The organism is Aestuariibacter sp. A3R04 (assembly GCF_018860805.1).
Taxonomy (GTDB): Bacteria; Pseudomonadota; Gammaproteobacteria; order Enterobacterales; family Alteromonadaceae; genus Alteromonas.
Genome location: NZ_JAHKQR010000016.1, coordinates 100,211 through 113,404, shown reverse-complemented (window position 1 = coordinate 113,404; position 13,194 = coordinate 100,211). Strand labels below are relative to the sequence as shown.

The following is a 13,194-nucleotide window of genomic DNA, read 5'->3' as shown; positions in this document are numbered from 1 at the left end:
TTTTACCGCCAAAGTCCCTGCACGGTAGCTACGATACGTCGATTACCACCAAAATTGCGATGTTCAGCCAATATTATACCTTGCCATGTTCCCATTTGTAACCGGCCATTTTTGATTGGGATCATTACTTCACACCCCAATAGGCTTGCTTTAATATGCGCTGGCATGTCATCCGGCCCTTCACAGGTGTGTGTAAAATATGCCGTATCGTCCTTAACAGTATGGTTAAACCAGGTTTCGAGATCACTTCGCACGGAAGGATCGGCGTTTTCGTTGATGGTGAGACTGGCACTGGTGTGCTGTAACCACAGGTGCAACTGGCCAATCGCTACCTCGGACAACACTGGAAGTTGGCTGGTAATATGGTCAGTGATAATATGAAAACCCCGCTTGTAAGCGGGGAGTGTTATCGTTTGTTGGTGCCAGTTACTTGTCAAAGCAAATTTCCATATGGGCTAGCCCCTCATCACACATGAAGGGCATGATAAGCTTGGAACCGTCTACCTGATGGCTAATGGTGTGCTGTTTTCCAGACACAACAATAGGTGTAGCCATACCAAACTCAAAGCCTTTCTCAGCGAGATCCCGTTTTGCGTTACCACAAATCATATTGGTCACTTCACCCACCATGTCACCTACTTCCGCATCCAGCTTCTCGGGGCGCTCTCCAACCATGCGCTCCATAATCGTGAGCGCGAGACTTTCGTCAAAAGTAATAGACATTGAGCCCTTCACTTGCGGCCCTACCATACCAATCAGCCCCGATACATCGCCTTTTGCAATATCACTTTGTTTTCTCTTTGGTTTACCAGGCTTAAGCTGTGTTTGAGCCATCGTTTCCATGACATTCAACAAACCACTGATAAACGGATTGACAAACTCAACATTCATGTTTCACTTCCTCAACGGCACTGTTCTCTGCGTCCTGGCATTCAGAACACAAACCATGGGCCTCTATTGTCTGTTTTGATACTTTAAAACCTTGCTTTTTAGCCTGACTATCCAGCGTTTCCTGTAAGCCTTCTGATTGGATTTCAGCCACATCTCCACAACTGTCGCAAATTAGGAACTGTACCGGATGATGGCAATCAAAATGGTGGCAGGCAACAAACGCGTTGGTAGATTCCAACCGATGTATAAAACCAAATTCTAGCAAAAAATCCAGGGCGCGGTAGACAGTAGCCGGTTTTGCGCTCGATTCAGTTAGCTTTAATTCATCCAGGAGTTCATAAGCTCCCATGGGCCCGTGTTTGCCCAACAAGATGTCATAGACTTTTTCCCGCAGTGGGGTGAACCTCGCGCCGCGCTGTTCGCTGTAGGCGCGAGCTTTATTTATTAGTGTAGTTCTGTTCATTGTTATTACCGGCAAACGTCGTTTTAAATAATTGTAATGAAGGCATAGTGATGGCTGAGTCAGGCCTCGAACGTATTCCTGGGCGAGAGTTTGTGCTCGAACATATGCTGGATAAGCGCATCTTCAAGGGCGAACCTTTGCTCAAGAGCTTCACCGACCTTTGCAAGTTGTCTGTCAAAGGATGCGGCCTGTTTTTCGGTGAAGGATTCACTGAAGTTGTCGGAAAATGCAAGGATATTGTCCGTTGTTTCGCTTATCTGTGGATATGTTTCTCGTCTGAGTTGCTCTCCGTCGTCATCTCCTTCTGTGAGCATGTCATAAATTTCAAAATGACCTGCTGAACAGTAATCTAGCAGCAGTGTACAAAACTCGCTGATATCACTGGCGTCGGGGAGGCTGACGTTTTGGGGGGCCAAGCCCGCAAGTGCGCAGTATTGCACCAACAGTTGCTGTCTGGCTTTTAGCCAGGTGTCGATGGTGTCTGAGCGGCCGCCCCACCTATCCTTCGCTTGTTGCAACTTGTTCAGCATAATGTGTCTCACTGGTTTTCCCCGTGTTACGCTCAGTATAACACCGGCTCACACCTTAACAATGCAAACCGGTGGCTTGCCACCATATTTACTGAAAATTTTCTCATAAAAAGGTACTATGTGTGGTGTTTAAGAGGAGAAAGCCCCTTCATGATCAGTATAGTGTCTGACAATCGACTTAGGTCCACCGAAGCTATATGGGTGGTATTCAGCCGCGACAAGCTTTTGGTTCCTTCCTCGGCTGACACCTTGTTTTCCGGTTTCTGGCAGCAGTTGCCGTTCCTCCATCACTATGCCCCGTCAGTAGTAGAACTTCCCCCTCTATCTCCTGAACACGAATTGCATCAGCCAGTGTTTTTATTAGACTTGGGCGCAGAAGCCCCTTCTCACGATGATTGGGAGCTGGCTTCTATGCGCAGCTTGTTAGCGGCAGGTAGCGAAGCTCAGTTTAGTGTGTTGGCCAGAGCCTGGCAGTACGTTTATTTTTTGCGCACCCACAGGTTTTGTGGACAATGCGGAACCCGAACAGAACTGGTTGACTGGGAAATGGCCGTGCAATGTCACTGTTGTAAACATCGGGCATATCCGCGTATTTCCCCTTGCATTATTGTGGCTGTTTATCGCGACAGTCAATTGCTACTGGCAAAAGGCGTTCGCCATAAAGAAAGCAATATGTATTCAACGCTGGCGGGCTTTGTCGAAAGTGGCGAGAGTCTTGAGCAGGCCGTGCATCGGGAAGTGGAAGAAGAAGTTGGGGTCAAAGTGAAGAACTTAACGTATTTTGACAGCCAGCCGTGGCCCTTTCCACATTCGCTAATGATGGGCTATTTGGCAGAGTACAAAAGTGGTGACATAGTGCCGCAAGAGAGCGAAATTGTTGACGCCCAATGGTTCGATATGGATGCGCTGCCTGTTATACCGCCGAAACTGTCTATTGCCGGGCGGCTGATTGAAGCGGCGATTGCACAGTTTGGTCCTAAAGATAAATAAAAACCCCGCAGAGCGGGGTTTCAGGAAAATTTCACGGTCCCTAAGAAGGGCTTCTTTGTGTAAGTCAATTTGTAACAATAACCGTCGAGGCATGCAAGACTAAAGTCTTATACTTTCGTATAAAGTTTTCATTGCCAACGGGATTTTCTTCTGTTTATTGATGCAGGTGCCACCCTGGTTGGTAAATCTTGCTATACTGCCGCGGAATTTCCACTCTTGCTATCGAGGATTTACATGACGACCAATCAGTCTTCAGTTGAGCGCCCTGCGCTGAAGAACGACCGCTACCTGCGTGCGTTACTTAAACAACCTGTTGATATGACACCAGTATGGATGATGCGCCAAGCCGGGCGTTATTTACCCGAGTACAAGGCGACACGTGCAGAGGCAGGTGATTTTATGTCGTTGTGTAAGAATGCTGAGCTGGCCTGCGAGGTTACTCTCCAGCCACTTCGACGCTTTCCCTTAGATGCTGCCATCCTGTTCTCGGATATATTGACTATTCCAGACGCTATGGGGCTGGGGTTGTATTTCGAAGCAGGAGAAGGCCCTCGTTTCAGCAATCCTGTGCAGTCGAAGGCGGATGTAGACAAGATTGGCCTTCCTGATCCGGAAGGCGAACTGCAATACGTTATGAACGCAGTGCGCACTATTCGCCGAGAGCTTAAAGGCGATGTTCCGCTGATAGGATTCTCAGGCAGTCCATGGACTTTAGCAACGTACATGGTTGAGGGGGGGTCGAGTAAAGCATTCACAAAAATAAAAAAAATGGCCTTTGCCGAACCTGCTACTCTGCATCTGTTGTTGGAAAAGCTGGCAGACGCCGTTACGGATTATTTAAATGCACAAATAGATGCTGGTGCCCAGTCAGTGATGATTTTTGATACCTGGGGAGGCGTCTTGTCTCCCAGAGACTACAAAACCTTTTCACTGCAGTACATGGCCCGTATTGTGGAAGGACTGAAGCGCGAAAGTGAAGGGCGCCGCGTGCCGGTAACCCTATTCACCAAAAACGGTGGTATGTGGCTGGAAGCCATTGCAGATACAGGCTGCGATGCAGTGGGTCTTGATTGGACTATCGATATCGCCGACGCGAAAGCGCGCGTTGGGGACAAGGTGGCATTGCAAGGCAATATGGACCCTTCCATGTTGTACGCACCGCCAGCTCGCATTGAACAGGAGGTTGCTACTATTTTGGCTGGGTTTGGCGAAGGCAGTGGCCACGTTTTTAATTTAGGCCATGGAATTCATCTGGATGTAGCCCCAGAGCACGCTGGGGTGTTTGTCGATGCCGTTCATCAGTTAAGCCGTCAGTACCACCATCGCTAAGGTATATCGCCTGACGTCGCTGGTTTTTTAGGCCGGCGGCTAGTCTGCTACCGGTGTGTCAGGCATCTCTGGGCAACCCTTTCTCAACCACTCTGATGAGACGCTGCTGCTGTCTGGCAGCCTCCTTTGCTGAGGTATTTTTTCGCTGCCGCGCTAACGCCCAGTCTATGTGAGTTTGTACCAGCGGTGAAACCTGCCCACTGCGTTTTTCCAGTGCTGCTAAAATGCTGGTGTCCGGATCGGCATTACCCATTGCTACCGCTATATTGCGCAACCACCGTTCGTGTCCGATACGGCGAATGGCAGAACCTTCGGTGTTTTTCAAAAAGGTTTCTTCATCCCACAGAAACAGGGTCTCCAGGCGTTGGCCGTGCAAGACTTCCCTTGGTGCGAAATCGGACTCTTCGGTAACTGACGCATAACGGTTCCACGGGCACACCAGTTGGCAATCATCGCAGCCATAAATACGATTTCCCATCAACGGGCGAAGTGCTTCTGGAATAGGGCCACTGTTTTCAATGGTGAGATAAGAGATGCACTTTCTGGCGTCCACGGTATACGGTGCGACAATAGCATTGGTGGGACACATTGTGAGGCAGGCCGTGCAGCTGCCACAACCTTCCTCTACCGGCTCGTCAATGGGCAAGGGTAAATTGACAAATAATTCACCGAGAAAAAACCATGAACCGGCATCGCGACTAAGGGTTAACGAGTGCTTTCCCGTCCACCCTATTCCGGCTTTTTCTGCTATGGCATGTTCCAGTACTGGCGCGGAATCGACAAATGGGCGGTACGCTGTGTGTGCCAATGTGTCAGTGATTTTTTGTCCGAGCTTTTTTAAACGGTTTCGAACCAACTTGTGGTAATCGCGGCCTAAGGCATAGCGGGAAATGTACCCAATGCGGTTGTTTTTAAGATGCCGGGCAAAGGAAGCATCAGGTGGCAGATAGTCCATGCGCACACTGATAACTCGCAGCGTGCCTGGTACCAGTTCCGCCGGTCTGGCGCGCTTCATACCATGGGCGGCCATATACTCCATATCGCCGTGGTAGTCGTTTTCAAGCCACTGGGTGAGATAAGTTTCATGCTGACTGAGATCAACATCGCTAATGCCTACTTGCTGAAAACCTAGCGCACGGCCCCAAGCCTTGATATCGTTTGTTAATCTTATGAGATCGATTGATTGCAACGCGGACATGAAACCATGCTAGATTCTAAACACGCTACAAGCTTATCACATAAACTCTATCGGGCTGAACAGGTAAGGGAAAACGAAGGCGAAGCGGCTAAACACAGTGGCTGTGATCTCTTTACCCTGATGGAGCGAGCTGGCGAAGCGGTGTTTCGTCAATGTCAGAATTTGTTGCCCAATACCGACGTGTATCTGGTTATTGTTGGTCAGGGAAACAATGCAGGAGACGGCTATGTGGCGGCCCTGACAGCCAGGCAAGCCGGCAAGCAGGTGCTGGTGGCGGCTGTTGAGCCTCATCGCATTTTGCAGGGTGATGCTGGTGAAGCGCAAAGGCGCTGGCTGGAGGCTGGCGGTCAAATCGAAGCCTTTAGCCCCGCGTTACTCGACAAGGCAGACTTAGTTGTTGATGCCATGTTGGGCACGGGTATTACCAGTTATATTAGAAATGAATTTGCAGACATCATTGATGCTCTAAACGAGCACAGCGTACCTGTTGTCAGTGTTGATGTGCCCTCAGGGCTGGATGCGAATACCGGTCAATCGCTTGGTCGTTGTGTGCAAGCTGATGTCACGGTTACTTTTGTCGGCATTAAGCCAGGGTTAACCACAGGTGCTGGAAAGCAATCCTGTGGTATGCTGGCGTTTGAAGATCTCGGGATCGGCAAGGCATTTTCGGCACTTGCCCGTTCGTCCGCCACCCTGCTCGACATTGAACAGTTTCGGGGGATGGGGCCTAGAGCCGTACATAGTCACAAAGGCACTTATGGTCGTTTGCTTTGTGTGGGCGGTAACAAGGGCACAGCAGGGGCCATTCGTCTCAGCGGTGAGGCTGCGCTGAGAAGCGGGTCGGGTATGGTACGCGTCTTCACTCATGAACAGTCCGTTATTCAGGTAAGCGCCGGCCGTCCTGAGCTAATGGTAACATCAGATAACCTAGATGACGCGCTCAGCTGGGCATCTTGCGTGGTAATTGGGCCTGGGCTTGGCCAGGACGATTGGGCAGAAACCGTATTTACCACAGTTATGAAACACTGTCAGACTCACCCGAAACCCATGGTCATTGACGCGGATGCCTTAAACCTGTTGAGTCGACAGGCGACGGCTTACACTATTAACGATTGTATTTTAACACCCCATGCCGGTGAAGCTGCGCGATTACTCGGTGTATCTGTGGATGATGTGGAAGCTGAACGATTTAATTACGTGCGCCAGTGTGCACAGCGGTATCACGCAACTTGCGTACTGAAAGGTGCGGGAACCATTATCGATAATGAACGGTCTACATGGGTATGTAAGCACGGTAACCCGGGCATGGCGACTGCGGGTAGTGGTGATGTGCTCAGCGGTATTTGTGGTGCCTTGCTTGCGCAGGGGCTGTCGCGGGATATTGCTGCGAAATACGCGGTAGCGATACATGCAAAGGCGGGCGATGATTTGGCTGATTTGTACGGTCAGCGTGGTATGATTGCCAGTGATTTGTTCGACGCAGTTAGAGCGTTGATTAACCAGTAAATGTGAGCAGCTTTTTTTGTGTAGTAAAAATATGTCAGGTGACACGTTACAGTTTAATTCTGAATCCGTAGAGGATACTCAAGCCATTGCCGCAAACCTGGCAAAAGGGGTAAAAGCCACGTTGCCCGCGGGTATGGTGATCTACCTTGAAGGCGATTTGGGTGCCGGCAAAACCACGTTTAGTCGTTATTTCATTCAGCAACTGGGCCACACAGGAAATGTGAAAAGCCCGACATATACTCTGATTGAGCCGTACGAACTAGAAGATATTACCGTATACCATTTTGACCTTTATCGCCTTGCTGATCCCGAAGAGCTTGAGTTTATGGGCATAAGGGATTATTTCCGCGAAAACGTGGTATGCCTGGTTGAGTGGCCGCAGAAAGGGGCTGATTTCTTGGCAACAGCAGATTTAGTGATTAACATTAAACCAACTGGTCATGGCAGAATTTTCGATGTAAAAGCCTTGTCTGCTCGGGGGCGTCAGCTTGTGTCTGCCTTGCCGAATTAAAAACAGGTATTGACCAGAAATAATAAAAACGATGACTGAAAAGAGGTTACAGGGTTAGTATGTTGCGCTTAATTGTCACCACATTGTGTCTTTGGTGTCTGACTGATGCTGTATGGGCACAAAACCAGATCAACGGCGTAAGGGCCGCGCCGTCTGGTGACAAAACCCGCCTGGTTTTTGATCTGGGGGCCGCACCTGAGTACACCTATTTTTCACTGTCTAACCCCGACCGGCTGGTTATCGATTTGGTCGATACCCGGGATGATCAGGATTTATCAACGGCAGACATCAGCGGTAGTCTGGTCAGAAAGGTCAGGTATTCCACGCCAAAGAATGACCATTCCGCCCGTGTAGTAGTAGAGTTAGCCCGGAAAGCCACACCATCGCTATTTCCCGTTGAACCTAACGGTTCCTTTGGTCACCGCCTGGTGGTGGACTTACTCGATTCCGAACCTCCTCAGTCTTTGCAGGTGGTGGCGCCTTCTGTTGTGCTAAACACCGACAACAACAGCAGAGACAGGGATATTATTGTTGCAATTGATGCGGGCCACGGAGGCAAAGACCCAGGCTCAATAGGCCGGGCGGGAACCTACGAAAAACACATTACACTGAGCATCGCAAAATATCTTGAGGAAATGGTGAATGCCGAACCCGGCATGCGGGCGGTAATGACCCGCAGTGGCGACTATTCTGTTGCGTTGAATAAGCGCCCTGAAATTGCTCGTAAGAGCAAGGCTGATTTACTGATATCCATTCACGCAGATGCATTTACTGCACCGGGTCCCCGCGGCGGTTCAGTGTGGGTGTTGTCCATGAGACGAGCGGATACCGAGCTGGGCCGTTGGCTGGAGAGAACTGAGCAGCATTCAGAGCTGCTAGGTGGTGCGGCCGAAGTAATTTCTGACAACGCCAGCGAGCGTTATCTGGCAGAAACGATCTTGGGACTGTCTATGGATCACTCTATGTCGACCAGCTATGACCTCAGTCAAAAGGTCATAAAGGAAATGCGCAGCGTGACAAAAATGCACAAGTCTTCTCCCCAGGCTGCCAGTCTGGCCGTTCTCACGGCACCGGATATTCCATCAATTTTGGTTGAGACCGGGTTTATCAGTAACCCTCAGGAAGAAAAAAATCTCAATTGGAGTACTTATCGCAAGCGATTGGCAACGTCTATGTTTGAAGCCATTAAAAGTTACTTTAGGCAGGTTCCCCCTGACGGTACTTTGTGGGCCAGTCAGAAAGCGTTGAATCGTCAGCATAAAGTCCGCAGTGGCGAATCGTTGTCCTTGCTGGCGCAGCGCTATAATGTCAAAATCAGCAGTATTAAAAAAGCCAACAATTTAAATGGCGATACCGTACGAATAGGCCAGGTACTGACAATACCCAGAACCTGAAACACATCTACTATCAGCAGGATTTCACTTGCCAATACAGCTACTCCCACCACAGCTTGCTAACCAGATCGCAGCTGGCGAAGTGGTGGAACGACCGGCTTCCGTGGTTAAAGAACTGATTGAAAACAGTCTCGATGCCGGTGCCAGTAAAATTGAACTGGATATCGAAAAAGGCGGTCACAAACGCATTCGCCTGCGCGACAACGGTAGTGGGATCGGGAAAGACGAACTTACGCTTGCGCTTAGTCGTCATGCGACCAGTAAAATCACGTCACTGGATGATCTTGAGCAAATTCTGTCCCTGGGGTTCCGCGGCGAGGCACTTGCCAGTATAAGTTCAGTGAGCAGGCTTACCCTTACCTCCAAAACAGCGGGCCAGGAACAGGCGTGGCAAGCTCATTGCGAAGGCCGGGAAATGGAAGTGAAAGTGAATCCCGCGGCTCATCCTGATGGCACTACCATTGACGTAGTTGATCTTTTTTATAATACCCCGGCCAGGCGCAAATTTCTGCGTACGGAAAAAACTGAATTTCAGCACATCGACGACGTGTTTCGCCGTATTGCACTAAGCCATCCCAGCGTTAGTTTTATACTGAAACACAATGGCAAAGTGGTAAGAAGGTACATGGTTTCTGGCGCAGACCCTTTATCACAACGCATTGGCGCCGTGATGGGCCAAAAATTTATCAACAGTGCAGTCCATGTGGTAACTGAAACCCACGGTATGAAAATAGAAGCTTGGTTGGGTGACGAAAGCGCGTTGCGAAGCAGTAGCGATTGTCAGTTTAGCTTTGTTAACGGCAGAGGCATGCGCGATAAACTCATCCTCCACGCTATTCGACAAGCTTATGAAAGCGTTTGGGGCGTGTTAGAGCAACCCTCTTTCGTGGTCTATCTTACCGTGCCGCCAAAAGAGGTGGATGTCAACGTTCACCCGGCGAAGCATGAGGTGCGGTTTCAGCAAAGTCGGCTGGTACACGATTTTATTTGTAAAGCCGTGGCAGATGCCTTGTCAGAAGGCAACGAACAGGAAAACGGGCATTACAGCCAACCGGCCCATGATTATATTCGGCCTTTGATGCAGGAGACTTCTAAGCCAGGGTCTGACGACTCTCCTGAGTTTTCAAATAGCGGCAACTACCAGCCAGCGAGCAGGAATACGGCTCAAAAAAACTCAAGCGCCAGGTCGCCAACACCGAGGTTACCAACTCGCTCGTCGCCCGGTATCGTCGCAGAACATTACAGTGCGCTAATGACAACAGAGCGATGTGATTTAACTACGACTGAAGTCCAGTATTTAGAAATAAATGAATATGTAAGACTTTACCGGCATAAAAATGCGTGTTGGCTTTTTGACATAACGTCTATACTTTCAGAGTGGGTGTGTAAACAATTGCTGCGTGCCAGCACGTCTCAGCCGTTGCTAATGCCAGTTTCAGTAATGGCAGGAGTCAGTGGTGACAAAGTGGCAGATTTACTGACGCAGCATCACTTTGCGGTGAAAAAAGTGGCAGGCAAATATTTACTGCAGCAAGTACCCGCCGGGTGCCGACACTTTCCGTGGGTTAAATGGTTCCCGGAAATGCTCTCATCAGGCCAGAAAACCTTGCAAGGTGTGGTAAGTTCCATTCCAACGAATGCTGAGTTACCCAGCGATATTCGAGGGGCGTTGTGGAACGATCTTGAACAATACTCACAGCGTGATTTGCTTGCTACCCTGGCGCAGTTCGGTCAAGAAAAGCCAGTTGATGCTATCTTGAATAGTTGGGAGCAGTTATGACGGTAAAGTCCACAAAACCCGTTGTAAGTATTATGGGGCCTACGGCCTCAGGGAAAACTGGCCTGGCACTTGCATTGGCGGATGTGGTTCCCTGTGAAATTATCAGTGTGGATTCGGCACTGATTTATCGTGGCATGGATATTGGTACGGCTAAGCCAACCTGCGATGAACTGGCTGCAGTGCCCCATTGGCTGATTGATATACGAGACCCGGCAGAATCTTATTCTGTCGCAGAGTTTCGACAGGATGTCTTACAGTGTATTGAAGAAATACACAGTCGTAACAAGTTACCGGTATTGGCGGGTGGTACGATGATGTACTTCAATGCCTTGATAAAAGGTATTTCGCCCTTACCTAAATCGGATGAAGTGATACGTGCCCATATAAATCGCGAAGCGGCACTGTCTGGTTGGCAGGCGTTGCACGAGGAACTAGAGCGGGTTGATCCGGTAAGTGCCGGGCGAATTCACCCGAATGATCCTCAGCGCCTCACAAGGGCACTGGAAGTGTATCGCGCAACAGGCAGAACTCTGACGTCCTGGCAAGCTGAAAAGGGTGAACCTTGTCCTTATGACATTACTCAGTTTGCTGTGGCGCCTGCAGACAGAGCGGTGTTACACGAGCGGATAGCGCTGCGTTTTGACACCATGCTGGAAGCGGGTTTTATAGAAGAAGTGAAAGCGTTGTACGCGCGGGGCGATTTACACGAAGATCTGCCCGCCGTGCGTTCGGTGGGATACAGACAGGCGTGGCAATACCTGGCTGGCGAAATCGACTATGCAGAAATGCGTGAGAGGGGTATCATAGCTACTCGTCAACTGGCTAAAAGACAGTTGACCTGGTTAAGAGGATGGCCCTCACTCCATTGGCTGGACACGTTTGATAACAATAATTTGGCGAAAATTTTGTCAAAACTCACACTTTGATTTTCGAGTGTGTTATACATTAGGCGCGGTGGCATGCTATTTGGTATGCCATAGAAATAATAAAAACTAAGGATTTCAGATGGCTAAAGGGCAATCACTACAAGACCCATTTTTGAATGCGTTGAGAAAAGAACGTATACCTGTTTCCATTTACCTCGTGAATGGAATAAAACTTCAGGGGCAAGTAGAATCATTTGACCAGTTCGTGATTTTACTCAAAAACACAGTTAGTCAGATGGTGTATAAACACGCTATCTCCACTGTCGTACCCTCGCGTGCGATCACTATGCCCAGTTCAACCCAAGGGGATTCTGAAAATACTAAAAGTGAATAATACAAAAGGTACTTTGCTTGTTTGACCGTTATGAAGCCGGTGAACAGGCGATTCTTGTTCATGTAAACTTTGCTGATGAAAACAGCAAAGAAGATCTGGCCGAGCTGGAACTACTTGTGTCCTCAGCGGGTGTAAATGCGGTAGACGTGTTAACTACGTCGCGTAGCGCGCCCCATGCCAAGTATTTTGTTGGTTCTGGTAAAGCTGAAGAGATCGCCGCCGCAGTAAAGGCGCATGAAGCGAATGTTGTTATCTTCAATCATGCGCTGTCTCCCTCTCAGGAACGGAATCTGGAATCTGTATGTAAGTGTCGGGTTCTGGACAGAACCGGCCTGATTCTGGATATTTTTGCTCAGCGTGCACGTACCCACGAGGGTAAGCTGCAGGTTGAGCTTGCTCAGTTGAGGCATATTTCCACACGCCTTATTCGGGGCTGGACTCACCTTGAAAGACAAAAAGGCGGGATAGGATTACGCGGTCCTGGTGAAACTCAGTTGGAAACAGATCGTCGGTTGCTGCGGGGACGTATTAAAGCCATTCTACGTCGCTTAGAGAAAGTGCAAAAACAACGCGAGCAGGGTCGACGTTCCAGAAAACGCGCTGAGATCCCTACTGTTTCGTTGGTGGGGTATACTAATGCCGGTAAATCCACGTTATTTAACACCATTACCGACGCTCACGTGTATGCTGCAGATCAACTGTTTGCTACCCTCGATCCAACGCTCAGAAAAATTGAGCTTCAGGATGCCGGGCCGGCTATTCTGGCAGACACAGTTGGTTTTATTCGTCACTTGCCCCATGATCTGGTAGCGGCGTTTAAAGCAACGCTGCAGGAAACCCAAGAGGCAGATTTGTTGTTGCATGTGGTTGATATTGCAGAAGCCAACTATCGAGAAACCATGGATGAAGTCAACGAAGTATTGGAAGAAATTGAAGCCGACGACATTCAACAGTTAATAATCTGTAACAAGATTGATAAACTGGATGATGTTGCGCCCCGTATAGAAAGAAACGAGGAGGGTATACCTACTCGGGTTTGGTTGTCTGCGCACTCGGGTGAGGGTGTGGATTTACTGAGTCAGGCCCTTACTGAGTGCCTTGGTAAGAGCATGGTGAGTTACACCTTACGTATTCCTCCTGCGCAGAGTAAACTTCGGGGAGTGTTGTACGAATTGAATTGTATTTCCAATGAACAATACGATGCCGAAGGTGATTGGGTTGTCGACGTTAAAATGCCGGCTGCTGACTGGAACCGATTGGAAAAACGGTTAGACAGTGGATTGTCCGGGTATGTCGTTCACCACTGAGGTGGTGATGAACAGATTTTCTATTTAATTTTATA

14 protein-coding genes are annotated in these 13,194 nt (G+C 49.2%); 9 read left to right on the top strand and 5 right to left on the bottom strand.

The features are described 5' to 3' along the window. Positions 1 to 2: 2 nt before the first annotated feature. Genes KO518_RS17535 through rsd form a run of 4 tightly spaced genes read right to left on the bottom strand, consistent with a single transcriptional unit; the run spans position 3 to position 1,884 of the window. Entirely contained in the window at positions 3 to 437 is a 435-nt protein-coding gene (locus KO518_RS17535) for a secondary thiamine-phosphate synthase enzyme YjbQ (RefSeq protein WP_216027159.1), read from the bottom strand. Next, a complete protein-coding gene (locus tag KO518_RS17530) occupies positions 427 to 891 on the bottom strand; it encodes a chemotaxis protein CheX (RefSeq protein ID WP_216027158.1) in 465 nt (154 codons plus the stop codon). Before KO518_RS17530 ends, KO518_RS17535 begins: the two co-directional genes overlap by 11 nt. Then, positions 881 to 1,354: a transcriptional repressor gene (locus tag KO518_RS17525; RefSeq protein WP_216027157.1), complete on the bottom strand. Its 474-nt coding sequence runs from the start codon at positions 1,352 to 1,354 to the stop codon at positions 881 to 883. Before KO518_RS17525 ends, KO518_RS17530 begins: the two co-directional genes overlap by 11 nt. A 59-nt stretch (positions 1,355 to 1,413) precedes the next feature. Then, positions 1,414 to 1,884, bottom strand: coding sequence for a sigma D regulator (gene rsd / locus KO518_RS17520; RefSeq protein ID WP_216027156.1), 471 nt, complete (start codon positions 1,882 to 1,884; stop codon positions 1,414 to 1,416). Positions 1,885 to 2,034: 150 nt separating this feature from the next. Here rsd and nudC point away from each other — a divergent pair, with 150 nt between their 5' ends. Together nudC and hemE are read left to right on the top strand one after the other, a co-directional pair. Next, positions 2,035 to 2,874 (top strand): NAD(+) diphosphatase, encoded by an 840-nt coding sequence (nudC, locus tag KO518_RS17515; protein WP_216027155.1) that lies wholly within the window; start codon positions 2,035 to 2,037, stop codon positions 2,872 to 2,874. Between the two features lie 234 nt (positions 2,875 to 3,108). Next, positions 3,109 to 4,203, top strand: a complete 1,095-nt coding sequence (gene hemE, locus KO518_RS17510) for a uroporphyrinogen decarboxylase (RefSeq protein ID WP_216027154.1) — start codon at positions 3,109 to 3,111, stop codon at positions 4,201 to 4,203. Positions 4,204 to 4,261: 58 nt separating this feature from the next. Here the strand turns inward: hemE and queG are convergent, their stop codons facing one another. Beyond that, entirely contained in the window at positions 4,262 to 5,401 is a 1,140-nt protein-coding gene (queG, locus tag KO518_RS17505; RefSeq protein WP_216027153.1) for a tRNA epoxyqueuosine(34) reductase QueG, read from the bottom strand. A gap of 6 nt (positions 5,402 to 5,407) precedes the next feature. On the opposite strand from queG, the gene KO518_RS17500 reads away from it, so the two are divergent. The 7 genes from KO518_RS17500 to hflX all read left to right on the top strand — a co-directional run bounded on the left by KO518_RS17500 (position 5,408) and on the right by hflX (position 13,159). Further along, positions 5,408 to 6,907, top strand: a complete 1,500-nt coding sequence (locus tag KO518_RS17500) for an NAD(P)H-hydrate dehydratase (protein WP_216027152.1) — start codon at positions 5,408 to 5,410, stop codon at positions 6,905 to 6,907. A 31-nt stretch (positions 6,908 to 6,938) separates the two neighbouring features. Then, positions 6,939 to 7,418 carry a tRNA (adenosine(37)-N6)-threonylcarbamoyltransferase complex ATPase subunit type 1 TsaE gene (gene tsaE / locus KO518_RS17495; RefSeq protein ID WP_216027151.1) on the top strand — a complete coding sequence of 160 codons (480 nt, stop codon included), beginning with the start codon at positions 6,939 to 6,941 and terminating at the stop codon, positions 7,416 to 7,418. A gap of 59 nt (positions 7,419 to 7,477) precedes the next feature. After that, a complete protein-coding gene (locus KO518_RS17490; protein ID WP_216027150.1) occupies positions 7,478 to 8,812 on the top strand; it encodes an N-acetylmuramoyl-L-alanine amidase in 1,335 nt (444 codons plus the stop codon). A 28-nt stretch (positions 8,813 to 8,840) separates the two neighbouring features. Beyond that, positions 8,841 to 10,592, top strand: coding sequence for a DNA mismatch repair endonuclease MutL (mutL, locus tag KO518_RS17485; protein ID WP_216027149.1), 1,752 nt, complete (start codon positions 8,841 to 8,843; stop codon positions 10,590 to 10,592). Further along, positions 10,589 to 11,518 carry a tRNA (adenosine(37)-N6)-dimethylallyltransferase MiaA gene (gene miaA / locus KO518_RS17480; protein WP_216027148.1) on the top strand — a complete coding sequence of 310 codons (930 nt, stop codon included), beginning with the start codon at positions 10,589 to 10,591 and terminating at the stop codon, positions 11,516 to 11,518. The genes mutL and miaA overlap by 4 nt, the downstream gene beginning before the upstream one ends. 79 nt (positions 11,519 to 11,597) lie before the next feature. Then, positions 11,598 to 11,852 (top strand): RNA chaperone Hfq, encoded by a 255-nt coding sequence (hfq, locus tag KO518_RS17475; RefSeq protein ID WP_216027147.1) that lies wholly within the window; start codon positions 11,598 to 11,600, stop codon positions 11,850 to 11,852. A gap of 17 nt (positions 11,853 to 11,869) precedes the next feature. Beyond that, on the top strand, positions 11,870 to 13,159 hold the full coding sequence (gene hflX / locus KO518_RS17470; RefSeq protein WP_216027146.1) for a ribosome rescue GTPase HflX: 1,290 nt from the start codon (positions 11,870 to 11,872) through the stop codon (positions 13,157 to 13,159). Positions 13,160 to 13,194 lie beyond the last annotated feature (35 nt).